Genomic DNA, 26,625 nt, shown 5'->3' on the forward strand with positions numbered 1-26,625 from the left:
GGGTGAACAGGAGCGTCGCCGTCAGTTCAGGTGCGTAGGCCACCATCGCCGTCAGACCTGCCACCACGCTACCAAACCCACCAAACCATGGCACGGCAAGGAGCAGCAAGTAGCGAGGATGCGCCCACAACCACCGTACGCCTTCGATATAGGTCTTAAAACCACGACTGAGATCAGCCGCGGGGGTAAGTAACGCCATGATCGCCTCGACTCCAGACAACTGGGAACATCCGTCACAATACACAAAAACCAGGTGGACACCTAGCAGATACCGTACAATTGTCTGGCACCGACCTTCAAGTCCGCGACCATTAGGGTTTTCGTGCCTACCATCCCACTCACTTGGGTGCCCAAGCTTTTGACAAACGCCCCTTACCAAAGACTCAAGATTGCGAATTTCCAAGGTTTTAGATTGCGCTCACTTCTTGCAATCGACGATGCTGATCAAGGGAGTCTCATAAGAGAAAGGAAGGCCGATGCTGAATTTACATACCTTGCGGCTCGTGCGGATGATGCCGCTGCGGCGCACTGCAGCAGTGACTGGTCTGACCGTTCTTACGACCGCTCTGACATGGGGTTGCAAAAATGCAAGCTTTGGCGGCAAAGAGCAGGGGGTCCAGGGTAAAAAGAGAGGGGCCGTAGCAGGCGACCTCCAGGCAGTCGATCCCAAAGCCTACGGAACCCCCACTACCGACGCCATCAGCAAAGCTGGCTGGACGCAGGGCCCAGCAGTGAAATCGCAAATAGACGGACTCTTTACACCGAGCGTGCCCACCATCGGTGGCAACGATGAGGGCCAGAACGGCAGCATCCACAATGATTCCTCGGGTGTTTTATGGCTGCCTTGCGCCGACCAAGGCCTCAATGCGAGTCCACTGAAGTCAGAGTTTTTCGCCAAAGAAGGCGCTAAAGTACGCGTCGCTGGCGAGCTCTGCCCTACGACTCAGATCACGGGCGACGTTAACGTGCTCTTCGTGATTGACCGTTCGGGATCGATGGAAGGTGCTGGCGGCGAGGGCCCCAACGACAAGACCAGTGGCGGCTCATGCGGACGCCTCCGTGCCGCTCAGGCTCTGACCGACAAGTTTAAATCCATGCCGAACGTCAATGTGCGGGCTGGCGTCGTCAACTTCTCGACGTCAGCGCGGACCGCAGCGGGCATGGCTCCGCTCAGTCAGCTACCATTGAACGCCTCTCTGTTCTGCGGCGCGGATCTGGCGGGACTCACTAACTATTACGCGGCATTTTCCGAGGCAACCTCGGTTCTCTCAAAAATTCAGGGCAAAAAAATTGTTTATTTTATCTCCGATGGCTCACCGACTCTTGGTTTAGGCGATGCGCGTAGCTCCGGCCTGCAGGCTGCCCAGGCTCTGCGTCAGGTTCCGGACGTCACTTTGTATGCCCTCTTTGTCGGCTACACGAGCGGCAAAACTACCAATCCTCAGGGGTATCTCGAACAAATCACTGGCGACCCTCAGGCCGTGCGTGTCACCACTAATGCCCAGGAGCTGGTGCAAGCAGCATCCGGTCTAGGCCAGCCGATCATAGTGATCAAAAAAGAGGATATCGTCGCCCAGCTATCCTCGGGCAACAGCAACCGCGCCATTAAGATCGAAAGACTCGAGCCCAGTAAAGACACACCAAACCGTTACCACTGGGTCACCGAACCCTTCGAGCTCATCAGCGAAGCAGGTAAGCCGACACTGCAACAGCTAGGCGTAACGGCCACGACATCACTGGGCGGCACCGTTAGCACGACGACCGACATCACTTATCACCGGACCACACCGTGATCCTGTCGAAAGCACGACTAAAAACGACTAGGTATTAAACGATTGTTGTTTGAATTCGGTCTAACTCATTGGATTCTATAGACACGGTAACGCGCACAGTTCTTGCAGCTACTAAACTAAAATAAGGGGAGTCGAAATATGAGAAAGGTAAGTAAATGCGTACTCAGGGTACACTTCGACTCCCGCGTTTCGCCGTGGCCGCAGGCCTGGCGGCACTCACAATCTCGTTAGTATTTGGCTGCAACCAAGCTAGCTTTGGCGGCAAGGAAACCGGTGCTAAGGGTTCGCGCCCATCGGCTAACGGTACTGGTAACGACAGCACTAAAAACCCAGGCATCAACGGTGCGGATCCCGCGATCGACCCACAGGCCTACGGGACACCGCCAACCAATGACATCAAAGTGCCGGGTTGGGTACAAGGCCAACCACTCAAAGACCTAGTGGACGCGCTTTTCGCTCAAGGTAACAACCCCACGATTGGTGATGCACCAGGTGGCGGAGGCGACAACGGTGCCAATCAGACTGCGCCGGGTGGCGGCCAAGGTGGTGGCAACGGCAACGTTCCCGTGGGTGCGCCAGGTGGTGGCGGACCGGGCGATAAAGGTAGCCTGTTTAGCGATGCGTCCGGGGTGTTGTGGTTACCGTGCAACGATCAAGCGAAGAATGACGTACCGTTTAAATCGGAATTCTTTGGCAAGGCTGGCGCGCAAGTGCGCGCTGCCGGCGAGTTATGCCCTCAAGTTGCATTGACAGGCGACGTCACCCTGCTCTTCGTCATCGATCATTCTGGATCCATGGAGGGCGCACTCCTTGAAGGCCCCAATGACAAGACCTCTGGTGGCAGCTGCGGACGCCTCCGTGCGGCTCAAGTTTTAGCGGAGAAATATCGCGCCATGCCTAACGTTACGGCACGCGCCGGTGTCGTCAACTTTTCCACCGCTGCGCGGACGGCAGCAGGAATTGCTCCCATCGATCAGCTACCTCTAAGTGCCAATGTTTTCTGCGGTGCCGATTTAGCGGGATTCACCAACTACTACGCCGCATTTTCTGAGGCGGCATCCGTCCTGGCTAACATCCCCGGTAAAAAATTGGTGTACTTCGTGTCTGATGGCTCGCCAACTGTGGGCTTGGGTGACGCACGTAGCTCCGGACTGCAGGCAGCGCAGGCTCTGCGCCAAATTCCGGATGTCACGCTTTTTGCCCTATTTGTCGGCTACACCAGCGGCAGTGCCAATAATCCGCAGGGCTATCTGGAGCAACTAACCGGTGATCCGAAGGCGGTGCGTGTGACCGCGAATGCTCAAGAACTAGTTCAGGCAGCGGCAAGCCTAGGTCAGCCACTCATTGGGATCAAGAAAGAGGACATCACGGCAGAAGTGCTCTCTGCCAGCGGCGCCCGCGAGGTCAAAATCGACAGATTGGAAGCACGTAAGGACATGCCTAATCGCTATTACTGGGTGACCGAACCATTTGAACTCGAGGGACAAGTTGGTAAACCAACTCTGAGTCAGCTTGATGTTTCTGCAACGACGTCTTTTGGCACCACAGTTAGTGCTCGGGCAGAGATCACGTATCAGATGACTGCACCTTGAAAAAGCTCAGTTATAAACTGAGCTACAGGCCAGATGTCGACACCATCGTCTCGCATACGATCTTGGCCACAGTAGATAAGATGAGTGGCCTTGATTTTGTCCTTGCTCAGACCTGCAAAGTCCCTCAGTCCACGGGTCCATTCAGAGCGGTATTTGTTCCCGTATTTAATCTCGATGCAGATCAGTTCTCCGGGTTTACCCATGACGGGCTTGCGGGTCTGTATGATCAAGTCGATATCGTAGGACCCATTAATGGTGTAGTGATAAATCGGGAACAGCTTGAACGTCTGACTCAAGTAGGCACGTAATTGCCCAAGCACAAAGGTCTCGAGCTGAAAGCCTAGGAAAGCGCTTTCGAGAGGCTGGTTGAGCAGTCCAGCTGTGGCACTAACTACGCCTGGATCAAACAAATAAAATTTAGGATGCCTGCTTTCTTTGGTCTTTAGTCCTGGCGACCAAGCAGACACCATAGTACCGAGAAGCGTATCTTCCAAAATACCGAAGTAGTGATCGACTGTAGTACGCTTGACCTGACTTTCGCGAGCGATTGACTCCTTATTCAATAACTGACCGTTCGTCAGCCCTACTATGTCGAGAAACCGACGAAATGGATCTAGGCTGCGTACAACTGCCTCCTCCAAAATCTCTTGACGAAGATAAGTCGTCAGGTAACTGGCAAGTCGCGGCACGCTTTTGCTGTAGTCACTGGCAATGCCAGGTAACGAGCCATAGTGCAGGCAAGAGTTCAAATCAAAGGCATCACCGAGTTCTAAGCCGTTAAGAGGATAGAACTGCAAATCAAGCAAGCGCCCGCCGAGGAGATTGGCATGATTCATTTTTAATTTGCGTGCACTTGAGCCAGTGATCGCAAACCGCAGCTTTTTTTTCTGGTACAAAGCATGGACTTCATCGAGGAGTCCGGGGACCTTTTGAATTTCATCGATGACGACCCATGCACCCTCTTTTAGAGGTTCGCACATTTTACGCAGTAGACTTGGTGTTCGCGAAAGCTCTAGAAAGCGATCACTCTCAAGTAAGTCGATTGCCAAGTCGGCTGCAATGGACTCCTGGATCCATGTCGACTTGCCGGTGCCTCGCGGTCCCAGCAGCAAGAACGAGTCTTCGGGTGGCTTTAAATAACGCTTGAATTTCATTATGTTACACTATTTACAACGCTATTGTAATATTCGCTTCTATTTCTACAATACCATCGTAGGAATAGAAATCAACCAGAACCGCATGCATGCCGCCACCTTAGCCTTTCAGTTTCCGCGCCCGGCTGCTCCGGGCGAGCGGTGAAAAAAGTCCAGGCACCGGGTCCTAAACACCGAAAACTTTAGCCCTATAAATGCCAAATTTTTTCACCTCAATTTTAGACCCAGGGCACCGATTTACCCAATGTCATGTGCTAAGAATTAAATCAGTGGTGCTCACTATTTCAGTAACCTAGCGCCAGTGACCGCACGCCCTTTTCGAGAAAGTTTGTGATCCGCATTCAAAAGTGCTACTTTATATTTTTGACCAAAATCGAAAGTAATACTTTTCTATGGATGGCTATCAAAGAACGTTAAACCTACCCGATTTAATCAGGAAAAATTCATTTTTCCTGTTCGGCCCCAGGGGGACAGGTAAAAGTTACCTGATCCGCAACACCCTAAAAGACATAGCGATCAAGATCGACCTCCTACGTTCTTCTATTCAGATGCGTCTTTTACAAGATCCGTCCCTACTTGAGTCTATGATCAGGGCCGAGATCCGCCCAGGAACTGCAGATAGCGCTGTCGTCGTTGTGATAGATGAGGTGCAAAAGATCCCTGTGCTGCTCGACGAGGTACACCGGCTCATCGAAGAGCATGGCTGGCGCTTTTTGCTCACCGGTAGCAGTGCGCGCAAATTGAAGTCCCAGGGGGTCAATCTACTGGCTGGTCGCGCTTGGATTGCCAAAATGTTTCCGCTAACCTACGCAGAGCTGCCGCACTTTGATCTAGATCTGTATCTTCGCTTTGGTGGGCTACCTGCAGTCGTCAACAGCTCGGACCCAATCGAGCAACTAGATGCCTACGTCAGCACCTTCATCAACGAGGAAATTAAGGCAGAGGGAGCGATACGAAAACTACCTGCTTTTGTCGAGTTTTTACGTCTAGCGGCCTTGAGTAATGGGCAATTGATCAATTTCGCAAACATCGCACGAGATGCTGGAGTCTCCGCTCCTACAGTCGCAGGTTATTTTCAAATCCTTGAGGATACGTTGGTCGGCTTTCAGCTACAGCCGTGGAAAAAACCAACATCACGTAAGTCCATAAGTACGGCCAAGTTTTATTTCTTCGATACAGGCGTGGTCAATACTCTAGCAGGTACAAAGCACGTCGATCGCAACTCGAATCTTTACGGTAATCTATTTGAAACCTGGATTGCCATGGAGCTCCAAGCATACCTGAGCTATCGCCGTATCAAAGACAAGCTTTACTTCTGGCGCACAGACGACAAGATCGAAGTAGATTTTATCATCGAGGATCGCGTCGCTATTGAGGTCAAATCTACGACCAAAGTGAGCAGAAGCGACCTGAGCGGACTCGCAGCGCTCAAGCAAGACGGACTAGTAGCTAAATACTATGTCGTCTCAAACGACCCCTTGGATCGCTTACTGGATGAAGTGCACCACCTCCACTGGCGCACTTTCATGCAAAAACTTTGGCGGGACGAGTTACCCGGATTAATGCCTCGTTCACCAAGTTATCACAACACCCGACCTTGATTAACCAAAGTCGCAAGATTTTCGCTTATCGAGAACACTACTCACCCACGACAATTAAAGGGTCACAGCCCTCTATGCCGAAAGCCATCAATGGGCGAAGGGGGTGATTCGTGGGCGCAGTTGCCAACAAAGAGCACATGGAATTGATCCTAGACGGTGCTGCCTTTCATAAGGCTGTGAGCATCATAGTCGATCGCGACGAGATACTTTGGCTTGGCTTTGATCCGTTCAGCCAAATTGGTATGTTTCAAAGTAGCAATACACCGTCACTGCAAGATTTTTGCGAGAAGAACCCAGAATACCATATCGTGACCTACACGTCCGACCATCGCTACGTGAACCGTTTTGTTCCAGATCAGAGAGTGTATATGCTGGCTACTGGAGATAAGAATCCATACTTGGTGCATAACCCGTGGATCGATCCTATGCATCACCTAATCGAGGAAGACGTCTTCAGTCAACTTAGCTGCGAACCTAACCAGATCCGGCGAGGTCGCAAGACCAAGGCGTAACTTTTCTGTCGCAATGAATTCGTCACTAATACATCCCTTGTGAATATTTGCATATCGGGAAAATCTACGATAATCCGCGGAAAAACGGTCAAACCGCCGCATCGCTCGCACAGTAAGTCGCTCAAAAACGACCCAAGCATCAAAATGATCTGCGGAGATATAACTCGCAATCTGCTGCTCAATTATCTTCCGGTCATCAGTCGCAAACCTATTTATCAATTTGCCACTACGGCAAGTACCAATCTACTGTGATGGTATCTTCATCGATTTGCTCCTTGAGACTCGACACAAGCCCCTTAACAGGGGAGCACCACCAAAACGAATTGAGTGGCCAGTCCATGTTCCATCGTTCACAGTTGATCGCGGCGAGTATCGCAAGTTAGACTAAAATCGCCAGACTACATGAAAAATCACTTTATGCTCTCGTGCTGCGCCGGTTTTTAAACTTTAGGGCTTTAGGGTATTTATGACTCAATCATACAAACTACTCGCTCCCATCGTCCTATCTTTAGCCATCCTCAGCGCCTGCGTCACCACCTCTGACGGCGATAAAATCCCTCCCCTAGGACCGGAGCGTTGCACGCATCTTAAAAAGAGGGGCTTCCGGTTATCAAGTGGCGAGCAAGTCAGGTTGCAAGTCTAATCCACCAAGATGGAAGTAGACCGCCATCTTAAAATTCTCGGTGTTGCGAAAGCCACATGCCATCTTTTTTACTTTCTGGATTCTAGCATTGTTGCTTTCCGCATTGCCGCTGTTCGCCTTTAGCCTGATCGCGTTAATGATCATCCAAAGTTGTTTTTTCAAGCTTTTTGCCAGCGTCTTCATTGGCTCAAGTCGGCTTTTCGCCATACGCGACAGCAACTGCTTCCATTCTCGTTCAGCTACACCTATGTACACATAATCCCACAGGCCATGCGCGATCTCTTTTAACGCCCAAGCTCTAGATGTTTTTAGCGCGCTGTTTGCCACCTCCATGAAGCTTCTTCGGCTGCGATTATCGATTGCGGCGCTTGTTCTTAGCCAATCGTATTTTGTGCCCTTTAGAGTTTCGTCACCCTCTGCCATTAGCTTGCGATGCTCTTTCTTTCGAACATCGTTAACGGCCTTTCCGAAATATCCAGCAACATGAAATCGGTCGAGACAAATCTTCGACTCGGCATCTGGGACATATTCTAGGGTACTTGAACGATAGGCATTCCACAGATCCATGCTGACGCTTCGGACGCCTGCACGAGCCTCATCAGATAGGGTATTCCAGAATGCATCAATGGACTCCTTGTCACGACCTGCCTCTACGTGGAGTACACAACCCCCTTCGCTGACAACAGTCAAATAGTTGTGCCCCTTCTTTTCGCTAGTCTCGTCGATTGATATATCAATTGGCGTGACAGGGCCTCGGCGATTTAACCCGCGCTCAACAGCTCTGTGCTGGATTCGTAGAGCGGAATCCCAGTCAATTCTCATGCGTTCAGATACCGCTGACACTGGAGCGGCTTCCAGCCATTTGATAACCAATGCCTCAAACAATAACGTAAAATGAGATCCCTTTTCGGCCCATGGGACACTCACCATTTTTACGCCATGCTCCGTGCATTTAATCCGCGGGACTTGACATTCAATGATTGTGTCTAGCTGGCATGTATCTAGATGCCGCCATCTGCGAGGCTTTTTGTCGTGACGTGGGCATTCTGCCGAGCACTCTGGGCAGGGAAATGAGTAACTCTGGTCAAACTCGAGGGCCACTGTGATTGAGTTAGACTCAATTGAGAGCTTCACGGATTCAACTGACCACGGGAATGAGATGCCTAAAATTTGAGCGTATAAATCTTTGTCGTTCATTCCCTGGATTATACATGTTTTCGGTGATTAGCCACTCGAATTCCTGATGCCCCTAAAAAGAAGATCCGCTGGTCAGATCCTATCGACACGCTTAATCGTGTCTCGCAGTTATTTGCCAACGAGTGCTACGAAGAAACCGTGGCCATAGGCTCTAAGGCTCGGGACGCTTATAGTCACAAAACTTACTCCGTCCTCAAAGAGTCGCTCGAGCTGTTTGTCGCCGAGGGTACGGTCACCGATTACGTACTAGAGAGTTACGAGCGTGGGTATTTGTCATTCTTGATCACCATGGCACTCGTCAATTTGCAGCGCACGGATCAGGTCACGGCTGAGCTCAATAGGTTTTATAATGAGGAGGTCGCGGCGACTTATAACCACGGCCAGGATCCGGTCAATGCCCTGCTGCAAGCCACCCTGTGGGACAACTTCCCGCGCGAGGGTTATTCATCGCGGCCGTTCTGGCTCTGGCTCAGTAAATCGCCACAATCGTCGTCAGAGTTGCGCTATTTTGCGGCCAATCGCGTCAAGAATATCGACCTCAAGTCAAGCACCCCCTCGTGGCACATAGCTGCCGTTGGCAACTTCCCGGAGCTCGATTGGTCGCTTAAGTTTACCGACTCCTCCAACGGCTTCCTTGCGGTGAAACCAACTACACCGTTTATCGCCACCTGCTCAGACCCTAGCTCGATCGTCGTACCAACTAATACCTGGTTTAAAAAGATCGCCATTCGACACAGCAACAGTTATCACCCGCTGGTCAACGCCAAGACCTGGATCCGCATGCCCGTCGGCATCATTTACGGCATCTCGACCGTAGTTGCCGGAGCCGGCATTGCCGTGGGTGGCTGCACCGCTGATGTGAGCATGGATGTGAAAGGAGCCCTCTGCCAGCTCAGCCTGCGCGGCGGCGTCGCCGTGATGGCTTCTAGTGGCGACGTGGTGAAGAGCACCGTTCGTCCGGATCTCAGGCATTGGGAGGCAATCCCCGAGGCTATTGTGATCACCAACGATCAAAAGGGCATTAACAGGGACTCAGACGGCCAGTCCGCCTGCTTAAAGACAATCAAGCAACGCACGGTGACGCCTTTGTTCGCGCCTAGTTGAGATGATGTCCTATATTTGCTGTGCTAATCGACCGCTTTTATCGCAACCACCAAATGACTAAATAAACCAAGTTTAGGGTGCTAATCCCCCGGCAATTTTTGCCGATACCTCGTAGGGAGGATCCATGGGGGTTAGTCACCCAAATCTCAAACGCAGCAGCGTGCCATTGCTTGGTGCCCTAGCCCTGTTGTTACTGTCTGCCGCTGCCCCGGGCTCAGTGGATCAGGCCCCAGCCCCCCTACCCTACCCGGCGGGCCTCAGTATGCCGTGGCGCCTACTCAACATCGATAGTGCCGAAGCCGCGCGTACAAGGCCTGCACTTAATGCGAGCGCCAAAGCTCTAGCAGCGAGCTGGCTCACTGCACCCGACCTCGTCACCAAGTCCTTAACGCGCACCAAGCCAACCCATAATAATCAGCGTCGCACTGACCAAATACAAGCTGGTCAACCTAAGGCGGCAGTTGGCGTCCCATCGGTGACGGTGGAGCCTAGTTGGTGCTCGATCATGAATCGCCATCTCTTCTTTGTCACGGTAACGGATAGCAAACTAAATACGGTGCTAGGGTCAGCTCATACAGCTATCCCGCGCGGTGACTGGGCCAAGCTCCGGACTAAAGAGCAGATGACCAATTTCCTCACGAGCAAACTAGAAGACCTCGCCACCAAAGCGATCGCCAAGGCGACGATTAAGCCCAAAGTCGCAACGGATGCGATGCATCTAGGTTTAACTCTTGGCAAAGAAGTCACACGCATCGACGAGGGTAGTAGCTGGTGCCTCAATCAACTCCTAGAGGAGCAGTTGGCACCAGAGCACACGGTGGTGCGCTCCCTAGGCCACGACCATTTAGGACTACTCAGGGACTTGCTCGGTCAACCCGCCGCACTTAAGCGGCCAACGCGGATGTTATTGCTCGATTGGATGCACGATGGAGAGGCTACCTTCAAACCTGAAGTGCCGGTTAAGTTCACCGTGACTGGTGCGCTCCTCGAATCTGTATACGGTAAACACGTTCATGATGACTATCAGGGTAATATTCTCGGCCGTGACGGTGCAGCTGCCACAGTGGAGCTGACGGGTCCAGGCTACGATAGCCTGGTCTCACTCGTGAAAGCTGAGGAAAAAACCCTACAACTCGCCGAGTGGCCCCAAGTCGTTAAGCGCGACCGCGCCTGGGTCTATCTCGATCGCGGCAGAGCCTGGGGCTTGAAAATGAACGACAGACTCCTAGCCGAGGTCGATGGCGAAACGGTTAAGGGACACGTCGTCCACTTCTACGGACCGGAGGCCAAGCTGAAATCGCCACGGGGATTCCCAGTCGAAGAGGGCGCAGTCCTCTTTATCCGCCTCAACCAGAAGTTGCCACGCGTAGGCACCACCTTTAGATTCGATCCAAGAACATTCCCGACCAAGTATCCGCCGTGATCAGGACCAGACGATGAGTGTCATAAACAAAACTTTAATAATCGTGGCACTGTTCTTACTGGTGCCGTCAGCCGTTGCATCGCTCACCGCGACGACAGCTTGGGCGGCCAGCCGCTGCCGCGCACCCACTTGGTTTAACGGCCCAGAAACCGTGACCGACGGCGACCACATGATTGTCAGATGCACGGCAACAGCGATTGTCGATGAAATTGCTGAGATGAGAGCCACGCAAACCTGCGAAAACACGGCCATAGCCGAAGTGCTCATTAGAGCCGTTAAAAACCGCCCCGCACGCTCAGCCACGGAGGTTGGCCCGCCTGCTGATCTTGCTCCTCCTCCTTGCATCGTTGGTCTAGTCTGTGACTCACCGCGCATGCGCAGCTGCAAATCTGAGGACGAGGTCACCATTTGGCGTCGCTGCAGCTACAATATGGTCGCAGCTCATGAGGGCAGTAAGAAAGAGTGCGGCGTCCCTCCCACTGCGGTGAATGAGGCAACTACTGTAGCCGAGGAGCCACCAGCATCATCCACTCCCCCAACATCACTAGCACCCGCTGCCACCCCAAGTAGCGAAGTCACACCGCCGGTGGCCGCAGCGACTGAGGGCGCGCCCAGTGCAGACGTTCCCCCAAAGCCAGACGCTCCGCCCCCTCCAACATCAGACTTTGTGCTCACCGTCACCACGAATCCCATTTGTGACGAAATCGTCATAGCAGGCGCCACCGAGCGACGGTACCAGTGTCCCTCGACTCTAATGGAAATTCCCATCACTGCCGGTGACACCACGATCACTGTCCTAGCTCGCGGCTACAGTGATAAACTAATTCCTGTTGAGTCGCTGAGCGCGGATCATAAACTGGACGTCACGCTGGAGGCGCTGACGTCTCAGTAATCACACGCACTTTTACTTGCCTAGCGCCTTCGGAGCGCGCGCCTGCCCGACAAATCCTGCCAAAACAACAATGGTGACGACGTAAGGCAGTATCTGAATAAACTGCACGGGCACCTTGCCCAAATACTGTAGTTCAATACCCTGGAGACGCATCTGCATAGCGTCAGCTAAACCGAAAAACAAGCAAGCCACGAGCGTCGGGACTGGCTTCCATTTGCCGAGTATCAGTGCAGCAAGAGCAATGAATCCACGGCCAGAGGTCATATTGCGCGAGTACGACGACGACAGGAAGATCGAGAGACTTGCCCCGCCGAGACCAGCAAAAAAGCCGGAGGCCAAAACCGCAGCCCACCGCACTCTGGCGACATTAATGCCTGCAGCAGCGAGCGCTGCTGGGTGCTCACCGGCAAACTGCAACCACAGGCCACCACGCGTAAACCTTAGCCCCGCTGCTAGGACGACCGGGAGCACAAGCGCGATCACAATAGGCGCATAGGCAAACCGGTGCACCAAGTCGATGGCCGGTGTTGAGCCAGTAACATCATAGAGCACTTTGGCGCAGAAGGGCGGCAGACCGTAGGCCAGCATATTGATACCTGTGCCGGCGACAATTTGATTGGCACGCAGCGGCAGCACGATCCAGCCATAAAATGCAGCGAGCAGTAATCCAGTCGCGCCACCGGCAACAAGACCAAGCCACGGTGACGACAGATCGTAGGTCACCACAGCGGCGGCAAACGCTCCAACGAGCATCATCCCTTCGAGTGCGATATTGATGACCCCGCTGCGCTCACAGATTAGGCCACCCATGGCGGCAAATATCAGCGGTGTCGCTAAGCGCGCCGAGGCGCCGCAGATGTCTAGGAGATAGCTATCCATGTGCCCTACCTCCTTTGGCAGCCGTCTGCCGACGCAGGCGCATGAGCCACGCCAGCGCTCCATCAGCCGCAACAGCCAAGACGACCATGGCTTGAATGATACCAGCCAAATCTTTGGTCACGTGATCCGTCTCGAGATCAAGCTCCGAGGTACCCTTCTGCAGAATGCCAAACATCAGCGCACTGGCGACCAGTCCCAGCGGATGAGCCCTAGCCATCAGTGCCACAGGGATCCCGATAAATCCGTAATCGGGAGAAAATCCCAGGCGAAATCTACCGCTGTTGCCGCACACCTCAGCCACGCCGACAAGTCCAGCTAGGCCACCACCGATAGCCATTACCCATAGCTGGGTAAGGCGCGTATCGATACCAGCAAAGCGAGCCGCATCGGTGTTTAGGCCCGTAGCTTTCAGCTCAAAACCGCGCACGGTGTATTTAAGTGCCAGCCAGATGCCGAGCGCGACTAAACCGGCCAGAAGTAAAGCAGCCGTCACGGGCGCACCACCGAATAGACTGAAAGCATGCCACATATAGCCAGCACCGATCTTGGCTGACTCAGGATTTTGTGAATCCGTGCTCGGGATCAGCGCCAGCACTACCCAACTCGTCAGCCCAGCGGCAACAAAGTTGAGCATGATGGTGGTAATGACTTCGTGGCTGCCACGGTAGGCTCTCAGCCAACCCGCCATTGCGCCCCACAGAGCACCGCCGGCGAAGGCAACTAGTACAGCGAGTACGGCACTGTAGGGGGCCGGAATATTAGGTAACGAGACGCCAAGAGCCGCCACAGCCACAGCACCCATCAGCAGCTGGCCCTCGGCACCTATATTAAAGAGACCAGCTCTAAATGGAAGTGCCACGGCTAAACCGGTAAAAATGAGCGGCGTTGCATAAAAGAGTGTCATGCCAAGGTCATAAGACGTACCGACTGCACCCTGAATGATGACGACTAGTACTTGCCACGGATTTTCTCCGGCAAACGCCGTGAGCCCTACACCGAGAAGAAGACCGACCAAGGCAGCAACGACGGGCCGCAGCGACTGGGCAACATTGCGCATACGGTTTACGCTAGTCAAGGACACCCCCCATGAGGCGACCCAGCTTTGCCTCGTCGACGCCGCGCTCGCATTCACCTACCAAGCGACCTTCGTACATGACAACAATACGATCAGAGAGTGCCAGAATTTCCTCAAGAGACGAGGATACGAGTAAAATGGCCATACCTGCATTACGTGCGGCTAGAATACGCTCGTGAATGAATTCAATAGCACCGACATCAACACCGCGAGTTGGTTGCGCGCAGATGAGGAGGTTCGGCTTGCGCGCAAACTCGCGCGCAAGAATGAGCTTCTGCTGATTACCACCGGAAAGGCCATGGGCCAGTGCCGATGGCGATGCCGGACGTATGTCAAATTCCTTGATTGCCTCACGCAGTCTATCCTGGACAACCTGTGAGCGAATGATGCCTGATTCGCTAAATTCGGGCTCATGAGCGAGACCCAGGAGAAAGTTTTGCGTGAGGTCTTGGTCCATCAAGAGGCCTTGGCGATGCCGATCCTCGGGCACCATACCAACCCCAAGCGCCCGCACGGCAGCAGCACGCATATGCCGGACGTCGGTGCCAAACATAGTTAGCTGACCATGGGCGTTTAATTTGCCCCGCACATCATGCCGCCGAAAATATTCATGCGGATCTGCCAGTAGCTCCAGGAGCTCTGACTGGCCGTTGCCCTCGACGCCGGCGATTCCCAAAATTTCACCACTGCGCAAGGTAAGATCGATCTGGGATAGCCGTGGTTTTTCGCCCTTGAGTCCGAGACTCAGCTGATGGCAGGAGAGCGCCACACCACCAAGCTGCGGCTCTGGCGGTTTTGCTGCCGTCAGCTGCACGGCGCGTCCCACCATTTGCTCGGCCAAAGTTTGTTCCGTCAGACCATCGGTGGTACCGGTTGCCACGATGCGTCCAGCGCGCAGCACGGCGTAATCATCGGCATGCGTCAGCACTTCGCTGAGTTTGTGCGTGATGACGATGACAGTTTTCCCCTGCTCCTTCAAATGAGCAAGGTTAGTATAAAACGATGCCGCTTCTTGTGGTGTCAGGACGGCGGTCGGCTCGTCCAAGATCAGAATCTGGGCATCGCGGTAGAGTAGTTTCAAGATCTCGAGTCGCTGCTGCACACCCACGGGCGTGGCATTAACGAGAGCATCTAAGTTGACCGCCAATTGGTGCGAGGCCATCAGTCTTGTCAGCTTGTCGATTGCCTTGCTGCGCACGATAGGGCGCAGCCACTTAGGTAACCAACTCCCCAACGCGGCCTCAGGCTCGTCACCGAGGATGATATTGTCGAGTCCCGAGTGCGGGGCCGCCAGCATAAAGTGCTGATGGACCATGCCCAAACCAGCTTTAATCGCATCTCTGGGCGAGCTCCAGGTGTGTTCTTGACCGTTGATCAAGATTTGACCCTGATCGGGCCGGTGTAGGCCGTAGAGAAGATTCATGCATGTGGATTTACCGGCACCGTTCTCGCCAACCAGCGCAAAGATACTGCCGCGGCGCACCGCAAAGGACACGTCGGCATTAGCCCGCAAGCTGCCGAAGCTTTTGCTGACGCCGCGCATTTCTACGGAATAAGCGCTAGCTGAGACCGATGGGGCTTGTGGGGGGGTGCTCACTTTGCTTTTGCCGCCACGTAGTAGTCTGGCACCTTCACCTTACCAGCGACGATGTCAGATTTTATTTTTGCCAGCTTAGCCAAAATCACAGGTGTCAGTAGCTTGGTGTTGTGATCGTCGAGCGCGAAGTCGACACCACCGTCGGCCAGTCCATAGCGCACAGTGCCGTTGTGAAAGACGCCTTTTTGACCATCTTCGATCATGCGGTAAACAGCATTGTCGACGCGTTTAAGCGCACTGCTTAAAACAAATCCAGGTTTAACCCAGTTCTGGTTAGAGTCACAACCGATCGCCAACTTGCCGCGTTCTTCCGCGGCGTCGAATACACCCATATTCGTCGCGCCGGCCGCGGCAAAGATCACGTCCACGCCCTGATCGTACTGCGAGATAGCGAGTTCTTTACCCTTAGGTGGGTTGTTCCAAGCCTCGCCGGTCACTCCGGTGAAGTTGATGGTGACCTTGTCCTTCGGCCGCTGGGATTTCACACCAGCCTCGTACCCCATATAAAAACGACGAATCAGCGGTATGTCCATCCCGCCAATGAACCCCACCTTGCCCGACTTCGTGGTGAGGGCGGCCATGGCCCCCACGAGGTAGCCAATCTCGTGCTCCTCAAACAGAACCGAGACGACGTTAGGCGCTTTGACCTCGGCGTCAACCAAGACAAAATGCCGGTCTGGAAACTGGGCCGCGATCTTTTTAACGGCCTCGGCCTGGCTGAAACCAATGGCAAAGATCAGGTCAAAGCGTTTACTGGCCAGCGAGCGCAGCATAGGCTCGGCCGAATTGTCGTCGCGGCCTTCGAGCACTTTGACTTTAACGCCCAGATTTTTCTCGGCTTCTTGCGTCCCCTTGAAGGCCGCGGCATTGAAGGACTTATCGTCCTTGCCGCCTTTATCCAGCAGCACGGCCACCCGGTAGGCGCTCGTGGCAGTCGCGACCTGGGCCACCGACAGGCTTAAGACACTTGCTAGTATCCAGACCAGGCTCTGTCGCACCACCCGCAGACTCCCGACGTTAGTCCCCGTAATAATTAGGGAAAGCATTACTTTACCGAACGTCGCGGACTCTATCACAAGATTTTTTGATTTTCATGAAAAATCATCATTGGAGCGAAGGCCCTCAGTAGGGTATTTTGATGCCCCACGACGAATGGGCCCCATAGTTCAAGGGATAGAATAAGCCTTTCCTAAAGGTTAGATGCATGTTCGAGTCATGCTGGGGCCGCCACGCAACCCTCTAAATCAGCACCGACCGTAATAGCACCGGTGAGACGCGTGCCACGCATATCGGCACCGCGTAGATTAGCATTGGTAAAGTCGGCGAAATCGAGGAGCGAATCCTTGAAGCTTGCTCCCTCGAGATTGCAGCCACTAAAATCAGCGCCGCGTAAGTCAAATTCAGCAAACGACATGCCCGCCAGGTTAAGACCGCGGAAGCAAGCTCGCTTGCCTTGTACCGGAAGCGCTGGCGCCGAAAGTGAGTTCAGCCACTGGGCGTGGAGTTTAATGACTTCGAGAAGGTCGTCCTCGTCACCGATCTTGACTGGCTCTGGCGGCGTTAACTGCACCATGGAGTTGATCTTGTCTGTAAACTCACTAATGTTTGGCAGTACATGATTTGGCTCTAACTGTAAGCCGTTGCCGTCGAATTTCGCCATGATCTCTCCTCCTCGGGGCAAATCTGCGATCGTCACGTTACCAATACAAGATATCACGACATGCAGGGTCAAGGCTTGAGGGCAGCTTTTGCCTACAAATCGGGCTTTTTACTGGTCGGCAAATTTTGCTTAGTTATCTTAGATCACTAGGTAAATTCGCCTTATTTATCTGTCGCGCGGACGGTGCTAGAGTTTTAGTAAGCGTTGGTTTTCAGCGCTCCTCATAGCCCTATCTCCTACCCTTCTCCCATTTAAAATTAGCACGAAACACTCAAGAAGCGGACAAGAGACCTATGAACACGAAAGACATCGTTGGCCAGGAAGAAGTAGTGAACGCAAGCGCTCATGCGAACGACGAGCAAGCTCCCGAGAGCTATGCCGCACCTTCCCCCGAGGAGAGCGACGGCGTTGATAGCGTCGATCTCGCCGATCTTGAGGAACAACTAGCCGAGTCCGGTGACGACGGACAGTCACCAAAGGCCAGTGTGCCGGTCAAGGACTCGGACTTGAGCCAACGCCAACTGCAAGCGGTCGTAGCCTTCACCTCGGAGCTAAAGAGTCGCGAGGAATTTGCGCTGCAGAACTTGCGCCAAGGTCTACTAAGAACCGAACAAGAAGCCGCGACGCAACGCCTCAATGAACGTCTGCAACAAGAAGAGACAGCGAGCAAGTCGCGACTAGCGCGCCGTATCAAGGCGGAACTTGCTGAGTCTGAGCGTCGCCAGCAACGGCAGCTACAACTTGAGCGCATGCAAGCAAAGACCAGGCATGCCGAGCGTCTGGCTGCCGAGAAAAAGCTAGCGGCTGAACGCGAGGGCGAAACCCGTAAACGCGAAGCGGACGATGCAGAAAAACGCCTCGCCTCAAATTTAGAAGCAGAGCGCCTGGCCGCCGAGCAACGCCTAGCCGAAGCGTTTAGAGCAGAAGAAACACGCGCGCAGCATCGCCTATCCTCTGCCCTGGCGGACGAGGAAAATTTAGCGCGCGAGCGCCTCGACACAGCGCTGCGTAACGAAGATGCTGCTGCCGAGCGGCGCTACCGCCAACAAATCTCTGAAGAAGGCCGCATGGCCGAGCAGCGCCGCAAGGCCCAGCTCGTCGCCGAAGCGGAAGCGAGTAAACAGCGCCTAGCTGCCGCTCTCGCTGCTGAGGAAAAAGCCGCTGCCGAGCGCCTCGCCGACGAACTCCGCGCCGAAGCCGAAGCCGCCGACGAGCGTGCCGCCTGCGACCGTGCCCGTGAACAAGCGGAAGTCGACTGCTGGCGCCAAGCCTACGAGACTAAGGCTGACGCCGAGCGCCAAGAGCGCGCCGCCAAAGCTCAGACCGCTGAGAAAGCAAGTTACGACGAGCGCCTCGCCGCCCGCCTGGCTGACGAAGAAGCCGCTGCCGCCGAGCGCCTCACTATCGCTCTAGCGAAAGAGGCCGAAGACGCGAAGATGCGGCATGAGCAATCGCTCAAAGACGAAGAAGCCGCAGCTGTCATCCGGGCCGAAGATCGGCGCCTCGCAGAGGTCGAGCAAAGTAAACTACGTCTGGCACGCCAACTCGCGGACGAAGCCGAAGCTTCGCAACTGCGCACCGAGCAGGCCATGGAGCAAGAAGAAGCCCAAGCCCAACTGCGCGCCAAAGAGATTGCGCTCTGCGAGAACATCATCGTTAGCATGCTCCGTGACCGCCTTATCCAGGCCGAGATCGAACCCGCAGGCAACCGCGCCAAACTGCGCGCCGCCATGGAGGCCAAAGCGGCCGAAGAGCGCCTCGAACAAGCCGTCCAGTTTGAAGAGGAAGCAGCCAGCGCCCGTCTCCGTGAACAGCTGATCAGCGAAGAACGCGCCGCCGAAGAGCGCCTCGCCGAGACTCTGATCCAAGAGGCCAAAGTCGCCGAAGCCCGCGTCAACGCCACCATTGGTCAGGAGAACGCCGAGGCTGAGCAGCGACTCCAAGAAGCGCTCCGTCATGAGGCCGAGGCCGCTCGCATCCGTCACCATCAGGCCATGAAGCAAGAAGAGGACGCAGCACGGCAACGCGCCGTAGCGAGAGCACAGCAAGAGGTTGCTGAAGCCAACCGCCGCAAAGAATTGCGCGGCAAGCAGGAAGCCATCGCTGCCAAACACCGCCTCGAAGACTCGCTTGCTCGCGAGGAAATGGAGGCGAAGCGACGCCAAGCAGAACTCGAGGCTATCGAACAGGCCGACATGCTGAAGCTCGAGCAAGAGACCTCCTCTGCCGAAGCCTTTGCTGCCGAAATGCGTAAAGTCAAACGCCTCGAGGCCGAGCAGAAAATCATCGCTGAGTACGAGCAGCGTCGTCAGACCCTACTCAAAAAACGCGAGCAGCAAGCCCTTGCAGCTGTAGCCGACACCAAGCCGGCCAAGATGCCAGACATCGGCACTGGTAACTCATTTGGCGACTTGTCGCTCCGTCCCGAGCCAAAATTCTTCGACACGCCAGACATCACTCCCCGGCCCCAGCCTCAAGTCGTAGCGCGTTCTGTGGCAGTCCCACACGCCGCTTCTATCTCTAAGGCCGCAGCCGAAGGCTTCGCCTCTGGCGGCGAGCTGGCTAGACTGAAAGCCTTTACCGCCGATGACATCCAGCGGCAGCTATCGCGCTACACTCCTGCCGAGACACTCAGTATCCTCACCCGCTGTACAGTCCCGGCACGTCAGTATCTACTCGATCACATCGCCCAACCGATGCACTCAGCTATGGTTTATGCGCTTGAGCAAAATGCTGGCGACCCGAGTCCAGGCGTGAACTCCGGTGTTGACGACTTTATCCTCGGCCTTCAGACCGGCGGCTGAAGTCTAATTCACTAGTCGATTCTTGAGCTCCGCGGTAAAGGTTAAGGACGACCTTCACCGATGGGAGCTTAAGTTTTATGAGTGATTTGCCCAAAGCCGTCAGTACGGAAATAAAAAGCAATGGCTACGCTATAGTTACGATAGCCCGAGAGCCGGTCAATTCGATGAACCTTGAACTATGGCGCGAGCTAGCGACGACCCTAGCTGAGCTCGAGGTTAATCCGCAGGTTCATGGGCTGATTTTACAATCTGGACTAAAGCGCGATGTGTTTACAGCTGGAAATGATATCAATGAGCTTTACGCGCCCAAGACCAGTCAGGAGCGTTATACCGACTTTTGGGTGACGCAAACCACATTCCTGGCACGCCTCTACCGCTCAAGACTAGCCACCGTCGCTGCGATTCGCGGTGCCTCACCGGCAGGCGGCTGTGTGACTGCGCTGTGCTGTGACGTCCGCATCATGACGGACTTTGGCAATATCGGCCTTAACGAAGTAGCCCTTGGTATCCCGGTGCCCGAATATTGGGGTGGCTTGATGGCCCGGACCATCGGCCAAAGAGCGGCCGAAAAGTTACTGCTGAACGGTCTGTTACCAAGTAGCGAAGAGGCTCTGAAGCTTGGCATGGTCGACGCCGTGGTGCCTCAAGCGCAACTATTGGCCGCGGCGGAAGACGCTATGCAAAACCTACTGAAGGCACCGGCGGCACCAAGGGCGCAAACGAAAAAGCAGCTGCGCGCGGCATTCTCCAAAGAATGGGAGGCCTTTGGCCCCAAAGAAGCCGCAGGAGCCTGGCCGATGCTGAGTAGCGCGCCCGTAGTAGCAGCATTAGGAAAGGTGCTTGAGCGCCTCAGTAAGCCCAAGTGACAACCATGCAAAACCCAGTAGAGCAGTCAGGGACTGCTCTACTCGTTGTCCTATAGCTCAGAACTAGGTCACTCCGCCGACACTTCGATGCTTGCCGTGGCCAGTCCCGGAGCTGCGGCGGTGAGCGCTACCCTTCCCGGGTCGCCGGACTTACTGCGCAGAATGATCACAGCTTTGCCGTGAAATAGACGCACAGACCTGGCAACCATACGGTCGGTGGAATTGGGGTCACCATTGCCCACGCCTACGATATCACCCGGTCCCGTAAGCTCAAACTGCACCATCTGCATCCCATCGGGATCGACAGTGCCAGCGCCATCTTGAGCCTCTACCGTAACGAAGCTCAGATCATCACCGTCGGCGGCGATGAGTTTACGGTCCGCCGTGAGCACGAGGCGTGTCGGTGGTGCCGCCGTCCGCACAACGGTTTCACCAAGTTTCTTCGCACCTTTGTAGGTGACCAGGCGGAGCTCTCCCGGCTCGTAAGGAACGTCATCCCAACGCAGCCGGTAAGCCCTGGTGACACCGTAGTAGGACCTATCGACGGGTTGATCATAGGCCTCGAATTCGCGAATGGATGCCCAGCTACCGTCTTTTAGGGCAAGGAATTCGACGCGGAGATAGCGCGCCTCTGCGGTAACCGCATGAGTACTGGCGAGATCGTCGCGTTCAAAGTGACGCTTAGTGGCCAGTGTCACCCAATTCTTCCCGTCCATCGAGCCTTTGAGCAAGTATTGATAGTTTGAACTATCCTGCTCAAAGTCTATGTGAACGGTGCGCACTGCTTTCGGCTCGCCTAGATCAACCTGCCACCAGCTTTGGGCACTGCCGTCACGCGCACACCAACGGCTGCTGCTATTCGCATCGACCGCCTGTTGCGCCAAATTGCCGTGATTCATCTCCTCGCTGCTAGCGCTGCTCAGCCTCCCCTTAGCCAGATTTGGCGGCAGTTTGATAGGTGGCGCAAATTTGATCTGGCGCCCAAGGGACCTGCCATTTAAAAACAACTCCGCAGCATCGCCATTAGTGTAGGCCATCACCGGCACGCTTTGCCCCAGGCGATCTGGCCAGTTCCAATGCGGCAGTAAATGCGTCGTATCGGCGGCCTGGTTCCAGTGGCTGCGGTAGAGATAGAACCGATCTTTGGGTAAGCCAACCAGATCGACGGCACCGAAGTAGGAGCTTCTTGCCACTTTTTCAAAGGGCGAGGGTTCGCCTATGTAATCTATGCCCGTCCAGACGAATTCACCCGCCACATAAGGATCGGCATCGCGATTGGCAAATTCCGTATCGGCAATATCCCCCCACGAAACTGAGTTCAGGTCATACGAACTGACCACAGGCGATGCAAGAAAATCATCCTTGTACCGCGGCAATGGCAGTCGGTATTCACCCCTGGTGCTCACCGCCGATGCCGATTCGCTCATCACTACCGGCATATCAGGATAGGTGGCGCGCCCTTCTAAATACTTGCGGCCGTAGTTCCAGCTCTGCACGTCCAGATAGCGATGCATCCCAGTATTCACGGCCTGCGTCAAATGGGTAGCCATAGTGACAGGACGCGTCGGATCGTTTGCGCGTACGTAGCTGGCGATGGTGCCTACCTGCTCTGCGCTACCGCCAAAAAGATTGACTTCGATGTCCCAAATCTCGTTGCCAATACTCCAGATGACGATGCTCGGATGGTTGCGGTCACGCTTAAGGAAGTGCCGGATTTGTCTCTCGGCATAGCCATTCAAATCCACCTGGGGCAATCGGTCTGCAGTTTGGTCCCATTTATCAAAGCAATCAGCGAAGACAAGTAAACCCATAGCATCGGCCAGATCGAGCAGCTCTGGAGCCGGCGGGTTATGACTAAACCTTATGGCATTTACACCCATATCACGCATGATCTCGAGTTGCCTCTCCGCCGCACGGCGGTGAAATGCCGCGCCCAGAGGACCAAGGTCATGGTGGATATTGGCGCCCTTGAGCTGCACACGCCGCCCGTTGAGCAAGAATCCATTATCTTTTGTAAATTCGAAGGCACGCACGCCAAATACGGTATAGTAACGGTCGCGCACCTGACCATTTACCTCTACTTGCGTCTCCGCCGCGTAAAGATGCGGGGCGTCAATGTCCCAAAGCTGAGGCCTCACGATCGTCAGATTCTGCACGACATGAGCCGCAGCCAGACGCGGCACATGGGTGTCGGTGACTTTGGTAGCAACCACCCTGCGGGTGCCATCTTTGGTCAAGATTGTGGTGCGCACGGTGACATGGACGGGCTCAGTCAATTCGTTACCAATCGTCGTCGCGATGTTGACGGATGCCTCAGCCTCACTAACGCGCGGCGTCGTGACGACAGTCCCCCAGTGGGCAACGTGCACAGGGTCGGCGATGGTCAGGACAACTTTACGGTAGATGCCAGCACCCGGATACCAGCGCGAGGCATGCTTACGTGTATCGACCTGAACCGCAATGACGTTGTCCTCGTCGAACTTCAGGTATGGCGTGGCATCGACACGAAAGGAGTTGTAACCATAGTCCCATTCGCCGGCGAGTTGGCCATTGATGTAAACCTTGGGAAAAGCCATAACGCCATCAAAATCGAGCCAAAAGCGCCGGCCCTCGTCGCTACGCTCTGGGGTGAAGTGATAACGGTACCAGCCCTCGCCACGCCAATTAAACTTGGTGTTACTGTCGCCGCTAGGGTCATGGTCCTGCTCGATGGCCCAGTCGTGAGGCACCCTAACCTCCCACCATCCGCTATCGTCAAGCTCGGGTAAGGCGCCACGATCTTCAGGACCAAGCCTGAAACGCCAGCCCTCCGCCAGCCTGTGGACGCGCCGGGGCGTTTGCTGACCTGGCACGTCCAGGTGATCAGCCGCTATGGGCACAGCCCGCACCGTGGCTTCACTTTGGGGCGCATAGGCCATTCCGAGGAAAATCACAAAAATCATCCGACTGCAGCTTGGTCGTAGTGACTTAGCCATCATGTGTGCGTCCTCCTCAGGGCATTTTGACGCAGCTTATCAGTCAGCGGGGAATTGTTAAAGATTCTTCCTATATAGCATCGACACACGAGCGACACAGGATCGACGGCCGAACCAGGTGTCCGCGGCTAGGCGTTGCCTTACGGGTTAAGGTCCAGTATCTTGGTTAATGTCATCTCCGGACATTCAATGCTGAGGACCTGATATGAAGAAGCTGCTGATCTTTGTGGCCGCTGTTGCAACGACCGGAGCAAGTTACTTCCTGTTGACCAAAGCCACCGACACCCCCAACACAGCAGCCTCGAACTCTCCCGGCACCAATGCGCTCGAGATTGAGGAGTTCGAAACGCCACACGCCGAGGATGCAACTGGCGGCGATACGGCGGAGACAGCTGGCGCCGACTATTTCGAGAACGACTACGATCGTTACGATGACCCCACCGCCGGTATTCTAGAGGGGCAAGACAGCGATCAGGCGCAGGCGCAGGCGCAGGCTCAATCGCAGCAAGTTAACGCTGCCGACCTTGAGCCCATCGACGATGCCGATGCCCCAACCCAAAATAATAAAGGGCAGGATAAGTCCGAGGCCCAAGAGCCGCTGACTACCGCCCGTTCTCGCTAATATCTAAATCAACCGATAGTCAGTCACCGATAATCAGCGTTGATCAACGAGGACCGATGCGGGGCAGCTCAGGCGCCGCGACCCATCTTGCGCAACTGCTTAATGCGACGCTTACGTGCAGCGATCGCCTTTTTCTTGCGCTTTACTGACGGTTTCTCGTAGTGCTGACCTTTTTTGAGATCGCCGATCACGCCGGCCTTCTCGACCTGCTTCTTGAAAATCCGCAGCACCTTTTCGATTGGCTCTCCGTCTCTGACCTTAATCCCCGGCATAGATTTCCTTTCGCGTCCCTGGGCAAAATGAGAAATCGGACCATAACAAAGATTAATCTTACCTTGCAACCACAAAAGCCCACCTCTCGTGCCTGCGACTCCAGAGGTAGCCATGATACAATGTAACCATAGGGTTTAGCGTGGTTTTTCTGATGCTTCGCTAGGCTATCCAGTGATCCCAGCCACATAATTTCGCAGGTTTGGTAAATCCCCAAACATTTTACCCCGAGGTAGTACCCATGACGTCGCGTGTTTGGTCGTACCTTGCAGTCGGTCTCTGTGGGTTGACCCTTGTTAGTTGCGGTAAGACGCAGCAAATAGCCTCACAGGAGGCAACTCTCGCGGCCAAAAAGGGCTACACCGAACGCCATCACCGCATCGCCATGGCGGACGGCACCAAACTTGGCACTAGCATCTTCACCCCTGACCCCGTTAGCTTTCCCGGCAAAAGACCGGCCATACTCATGGGGAGCTCCTGGGCCCTGAACGAATGGGAGTACGACGGGCCTGCGCGGGAATTTGCCAGGGACGGCTACGTCGTGCTCAATTTTGCCCCGCGAGGTTTTGGCATCTCTGGCGGGCGGGTGGGCGTGGCGTCTGGCCGCGACATCCAAGACATCTCAGAGCTTATCGATTGGCTGGTCACCAATACGCCAACTGACGGCACCAAAATTGCCATGGCCGGAGTTTCCTACGGTGCGGGCTTGGGCCTACTCGCCGCGGCACATGACGAACGCATCAAAGCGGTGGTCGCCCTGAGCGGCTGGGGTAACCTTATCGAAGCGCTGGCGCCCAACGAAAGCGGGCGGCAAGTCGCCATGAGTCTCCTGGTCGGCAGTGGCACCCTCTTTGGACGCTTGGATCCGCAGCTCTATCAGCTCGTGGATGACCTAAAGCAGCACCGTAACGTCGATACTCTGAGAGCTTGGGCTCGTGTGCGCTCGCCCCTCACCTACATCGATCGCCTCAACGCCCGCGGTGTTGCCATCATGATCGGCAACAGCTATCAGGATAGCCTCTTCCCCCCAAACCAAGTGCGTGAATTCTACGAAAAACTGACTGGCCCCAAAATGCTGTACATGGATCACGGCATCCACGCCGTCAGCGCAGTACCGGGGATGTTTGGCATGCCGAGCGAGATCTGGTTCGATGTCCACGCCTGGTTCGACTACCACTTACTGGGCAAGGAATCCGAGGTGATCAAGCGTCCTCCCGTCAGCTTCGGTACCGATCACGGCCGCGAATACTACGCGCAAATTCCTCAGCCGAGCTCCGCCGAGAGCGCCGTGTTCCGCCTGAAGACCCTCAATAAAGTGGTCCCGAAGGAGACCCCGTCCAGTCGGGAGTCTCATATACCGAGCGTCGTCATTCGTTTGATTGGCAACATCGATTCAGCCGCAACCTCGGGGATACCCCTGCTCTCGGATGCTGCCGATGCCTACCTGCGCCTACCGGTGATGCAGGCTATTAGCTTCATCAATAAAAGCCATGCGGCCATTTATCTGTCCGAGCCTATGGGTATTACCACTAACATACGTGGTATGCCGCGGGTCACAGTGAACCTCGAACCACATCGGGGACCGGTGCAGTTGGCCTCCTACCTCTACGACGTCGACCGCAACAACATCGGACGCCTCATTACGCACGGTATTTACAGCCGCTACGAGCCCAATCCTAGTCCGGCTTCCGTCAGCACCGACATGTTCATGGCGGCCTATGATGTGCCGGCAGGTCACCGTATTGCGATTGCTATTGATACCCGTGACCCGCTATACGTAGACCCAACACCAGAGACTTATCAGCTTGAGATCAATCATTCCCCTCATCAGGAGGCCACGGTATCTCTACCTACCGTCAACTTTCTTTAAGATGTGGCCACTTTTCCAGTCTGGTTAACCTCGCGGCCTGGGTCATCCTGGTAGTTAGCGACAGTGTCTCAGCTGCTACGCCGCTAAAAGAGGCGC

21 protein-coding genes and 1 tRNA gene are annotated in these 26,625 nt (G+C 54.8%); 12 read left to right on the forward strand and 10 right to left on the reverse strand.

Annotation, left to right across the window (positions count from 1 at the left end; translation table 11 throughout):
- Nucleotides 1-199 (reverse strand): hypothetical protein (locus FJ146_12720; GenBank protein MBM4252828.1); only part of this gene is annotated, 199 nt, incomplete at its 3' end.
- 277 nt (nt 200-476) lie between these two features.
- On the opposite strand from FJ146_12720, the gene FJ146_12725 reads away from it, so the two are divergent.
- Nucleotides 477-1,793 carry a VWA domain-containing protein gene (locus tag FJ146_12725; protein MBM4252829.1) on the forward strand — a complete coding sequence of 439 codons (1,317 nt, stop codon included), beginning with the start codon at nt 477-479 and terminating at the stop codon, nt 1,791-1,793.
- A gap of 155 nt (nt 1,794-1,948) precedes the next feature.
- Nucleotides 1,949-3,385, forward strand: coding sequence for a VWA domain-containing protein (locus FJ146_12730; protein MBM4252830.1), 1,437 nt, complete (start codon nt 1,949-1,951; stop codon nt 3,383-3,385).
- Here FJ146_12730 and FJ146_12735 read toward each other — a convergent pair.
- The gene (locus FJ146_12735; protein ID MBM4252831.1) at nt 3,367-4,539 is read right to left on the reverse strand and encodes an ATP-binding protein; all 1,173 of its coding nucleotides are present in this window, start codon (nt 4,537-4,539) and stop codon (nt 3,367-3,369) included. The two genes, FJ146_12730 and FJ146_12735, sit on opposite strands and share 19 nt — an antisense overlap.
- Before the next feature lie 392 nt (nt 4,540-4,931).
- On the opposite strand from FJ146_12735, the gene FJ146_12740 reads away from it, so the two are divergent.
- Nucleotides 4,932-6,140 (forward strand): ATP-binding protein, encoded by a 1,209-nt coding sequence (locus FJ146_12740; protein MBM4252832.1) that lies wholly within the window; start codon nt 4,932-4,934, stop codon nt 6,138-6,140.
- 110 nt (nt 6,141-6,250) lie between these two features.
- A complete protein-coding gene (locus FJ146_12745) occupies nt 6,251-6,652 on the forward strand; it encodes a hypothetical protein (protein MBM4252833.1) in 402 nt (133 codons plus the stop codon).
- Nucleotides 6,653-7,262: 610 nt separating this feature from the next.
- Here FJ146_12745 and FJ146_12750 read toward each other — a convergent pair.
- On the reverse strand, nt 7,263-8,492 hold the full coding sequence (locus tag FJ146_12750; GenBank protein MBM4252834.1) for an ISL3 family transposase: 1,230 nt from the start codon (nt 8,490-8,492) through the stop codon (nt 7,263-7,265).
- 138 nt (nt 8,493-8,630) lie between these two features.
- On the opposite strand from FJ146_12750, the gene FJ146_12755 reads away from it, so the two are divergent.
- The 3 genes from FJ146_12755 to FJ146_12765 all read left to right on the forward strand — a co-directional run bounded on the left by FJ146_12755 (nt 8,631) and on the right by FJ146_12765 (nt 11,911).
- Entirely contained in the window at nt 8,631-9,596 is a 966-nt protein-coding gene (locus tag FJ146_12755) for a hypothetical protein (GenBank protein MBM4252835.1), read from the forward strand.
- 124 nt (nt 9,597-9,720) lie between these two features.
- A complete protein-coding gene (locus tag FJ146_12760; protein ID MBM4252836.1) occupies nt 9,721-11,019 on the forward strand; it encodes a hypothetical protein in 1,299 nt (432 codons plus the stop codon).
- Between the two features lie 13 nt (nt 11,020-11,032).
- A complete protein-coding gene (locus FJ146_12765) occupies nt 11,033-11,911 on the forward strand; it encodes a hypothetical protein (GenBank protein ID MBM4252837.1) in 879 nt (292 codons plus the stop codon).
- Between the two features lie 12 nt (nt 11,912-11,923).
- Here the strand turns inward: FJ146_12765 and FJ146_12770 are convergent, their stop codons facing one another.
- The 4 genes from FJ146_12770 to FJ146_12785 are packed head-to-tail and all read right to left on the reverse strand — an operon-like array spanning nt 11,924 to nt 16,460.
- Complete coding sequence (locus FJ146_12770) at nt 11,924-12,790, reverse strand: ABC transporter permease (GenBank protein ID MBM4252838.1); 867 nt, start codon at nt 12,788-12,790, stop codon at nt 11,924-11,926.
- Entirely contained in the window at nt 12,783-13,847 is a 1,065-nt protein-coding gene (locus FJ146_12775) for an ABC transporter permease (GenBank protein ID MBM4252839.1), read from the reverse strand. The genes FJ146_12770 and FJ146_12775 overlap by 8 nt, the downstream gene beginning before the upstream one ends.
- Before the next feature lie 10 nt (nt 13,848-13,857).
- Nucleotides 13,858-15,408, reverse strand: a complete 1,551-nt coding sequence (locus FJ146_12780) for an ABC transporter ATP-binding protein (protein MBM4252840.1) — start codon at nt 15,406-15,408, stop codon at nt 13,858-13,860.
- A gap of 50 nt (nt 15,409-15,458) precedes the next feature.
- Nucleotides 15,459-16,460, reverse strand: coding sequence for a BMP family ABC transporter substrate-binding protein (locus FJ146_12785; GenBank protein ID MBM4252841.1), 1,002 nt, complete (start codon nt 16,458-16,460; stop codon nt 15,459-15,461).
- A gap of 157 nt (nt 16,461-16,617) precedes the next feature.
- On the opposite strand from FJ146_12785, the gene FJ146_12790 reads away from it, so the two are divergent.
- Nucleotides 16,618-16,692: transfer RNA gene (locus FJ146_12790), tRNA-Arg, on the forward strand.
- Here FJ146_12790 and FJ146_12795 read toward each other — a convergent pair.
- A complete protein-coding gene (locus FJ146_12795; protein MBM4252842.1) occupies nt 16,676-17,122 on the reverse strand; it encodes a pentapeptide repeat-containing protein in 447 nt (148 codons plus the stop codon). The genes FJ146_12790 and FJ146_12795 overlap by 17 nt on opposite strands.
- Before the next feature lie 293 nt (nt 17,123-17,415).
- Between FJ146_12795 and FJ146_12800 the strand changes: the two genes are divergently transcribed.
- Both FJ146_12800 and FJ146_12805 read left to right on the forward strand, forming a co-directional pair.
- Nucleotides 17,416-19,926: a hypothetical protein gene (locus tag FJ146_12800; protein ID MBM4252843.1), complete on the forward strand. Its 2,511-nt coding sequence runs from the start codon at nt 17,416-17,418 to the stop codon at nt 19,924-19,926.
- A 77-nt stretch (nt 19,927-20,003) separates the two neighbouring features.
- Nucleotides 20,004-20,792, forward strand: coding sequence for a hypothetical protein (locus tag FJ146_12805; protein MBM4252844.1), 789 nt, complete (start codon nt 20,004-20,006; stop codon nt 20,790-20,792).
- Nucleotides 20,793-20,860: 68 nt separating this feature from the next.
- Here the strand turns inward: FJ146_12805 and FJ146_12810 are convergent, their stop codons facing one another.
- Nucleotides 20,861-23,770, reverse strand: a complete 2,910-nt coding sequence (locus FJ146_12810; GenBank protein MBM4252845.1) for a DUF4982 domain-containing protein — start codon at nt 23,768-23,770, stop codon at nt 20,861-20,863.
- Between the two features lie 202 nt (nt 23,771-23,972).
- Between FJ146_12810 and FJ146_12815 the strand changes: the two genes are divergently transcribed.
- Nucleotides 23,973-24,389: a hypothetical protein gene (locus FJ146_12815; GenBank protein ID MBM4252846.1), complete on the forward strand. Its 417-nt coding sequence runs from the start codon at nt 23,973-23,975 to the stop codon at nt 24,387-24,389.
- A 68-nt stretch (nt 24,390-24,457) separates the two neighbouring features.
- Here the strand turns inward: FJ146_12815 and rpsU are convergent, their stop codons facing one another.
- Nucleotides 24,458-24,661, reverse strand: a complete 204-nt coding sequence (rpsU, locus tag FJ146_12820; protein ID MBM4252847.1) for a 30S ribosomal protein S21 — start codon at nt 24,659-24,661, stop codon at nt 24,458-24,460.
- Between the two features lie 239 nt (nt 24,662-24,900).
- Here rpsU and FJ146_12825 point away from each other — a divergent pair, with 239 nt between their 5' ends.
- Nucleotides 24,901-26,529, forward strand: a complete 1,629-nt coding sequence (locus FJ146_12825) for an alpha/beta fold hydrolase (protein ID MBM4252848.1) — start codon at nt 24,901-24,903, stop codon at nt 26,527-26,529.
- The last annotated feature ends 96 nt before the right edge of the window (nt 26,530-26,625 follow it).

Source organism: Deltaproteobacteria bacterium (assembly GCA_016874735.1).
Taxonomy (GTDB): Bacteria; Bdellovibrionota_B; Oligoflexia; order Oligoflexales; family CAIYRB01; genus CAIYRB01.

Excerpts from the sequence above, each read along its gene's own strand:
- FJ146_12730 (MBM4252830.1), top strand. The coding sequence starts at position 1,949 with ATGCGTACTCAGGGTACACTTCGACTCCCGCGTTTCGCCGTGGCCGCA.
- FJ146_12765 (MBM4252837.1), top strand. The coding sequence starts at position 11,033 with ATGAGTGTCATAAACAAAACTTTAATAATCGTGGCACTGTTCTTACTG.
- FJ146_12800 (MBM4252843.1), top strand. The coding sequence starts at position 17,416 with ATGAACACGAAAGACATCGTTGGCCAGGAAGAAGTAGTGAACGCAAGC.
- FJ146_12825 (MBM4252848.1), top strand. The coding sequence starts at position 24,901 with ATGACGTCGCGTGTTTGGTCGTACCTTGCAGTCGGTCTCTGTGGGTTG.
- FJ146_12770 (MBM4252838.1), bottom strand. The coding sequence starts at position 12,790 with ATGGATAGCTATCTCCTAGACATCTGCGGCGCCTCGGCGCGCTTAGCG.
- FJ146_12805 (MBM4252844.1), top strand. The coding sequence starts at position 20,004 with ATGAGTGATTTGCCCAAAGCCGTCAGTACGGAAATAAAAAGCAATGGC.
- FJ146_12760 (MBM4252836.1), top strand. The coding sequence starts at position 9,721 with ATGGGGGTTAGTCACCCAAATCTCAAACGCAGCAGCGTGCCATTGCTT.
- FJ146_12775 (MBM4252839.1), bottom strand. The coding sequence starts at position 13,847 with ATGCGCAATGTTGCCCAGTCGCTGCGGCCCGTCGTTGCTGCCTTGGTC.
- FJ146_12735 (MBM4252831.1), bottom strand. The coding sequence starts at position 4,539 with ATGAAATTCAAGCGTTATTTAAAGCCACCCGAAGACTCGTTCTTGCTG.
- FJ146_12795 (MBM4252842.1), bottom strand. The coding sequence starts at position 17,122 with ATGGCGAAATTCGACGGCAACGGCTTACAGTTAGAGCCAAATCATGTA.
- FJ146_12810 (MBM4252845.1), bottom strand. The coding sequence starts at position 23,770 with ATGATGGCTAAGTCACTACGACCAAGCTGCAGTCGGATGATTTTTGTG.
- FJ146_12740 (MBM4252832.1), top strand. The coding sequence starts at position 4,932 with ATGGATGGCTATCAAAGAACGTTAAACCTACCCGATTTAATCAGGAAA.
- FJ146_12780 (MBM4252840.1), bottom strand. The coding sequence starts at position 15,408 with ATGCGCGGCGTCAGCAAAAGCTTCGGCAGCTTGCGGGCTAATGCCGAC.
- FJ146_12815 (MBM4252846.1), top strand. The coding sequence starts at position 23,973 with ATGAAGAAGCTGCTGATCTTTGTGGCCGCTGTTGCAACGACCGGAGCA.
- FJ146_12750 (MBM4252834.1), bottom strand. The coding sequence starts at position 8,492 with ATGAACGACAAAGATTTATACGCTCAAATTTTAGGCATCTCATTCCCG.
- rpsU (MBM4252847.1), bottom strand. The coding sequence starts at position 24,661 with ATGCCGGGGATTAAGGTCAGAGACGGAGAGCCAATCGAAAAGGTGCTG.
- FJ146_12725 (MBM4252829.1), top strand. The coding sequence starts at position 477 with ATGCTGAATTTACATACCTTGCGGCTCGTGCGGATGATGCCGCTGCGG.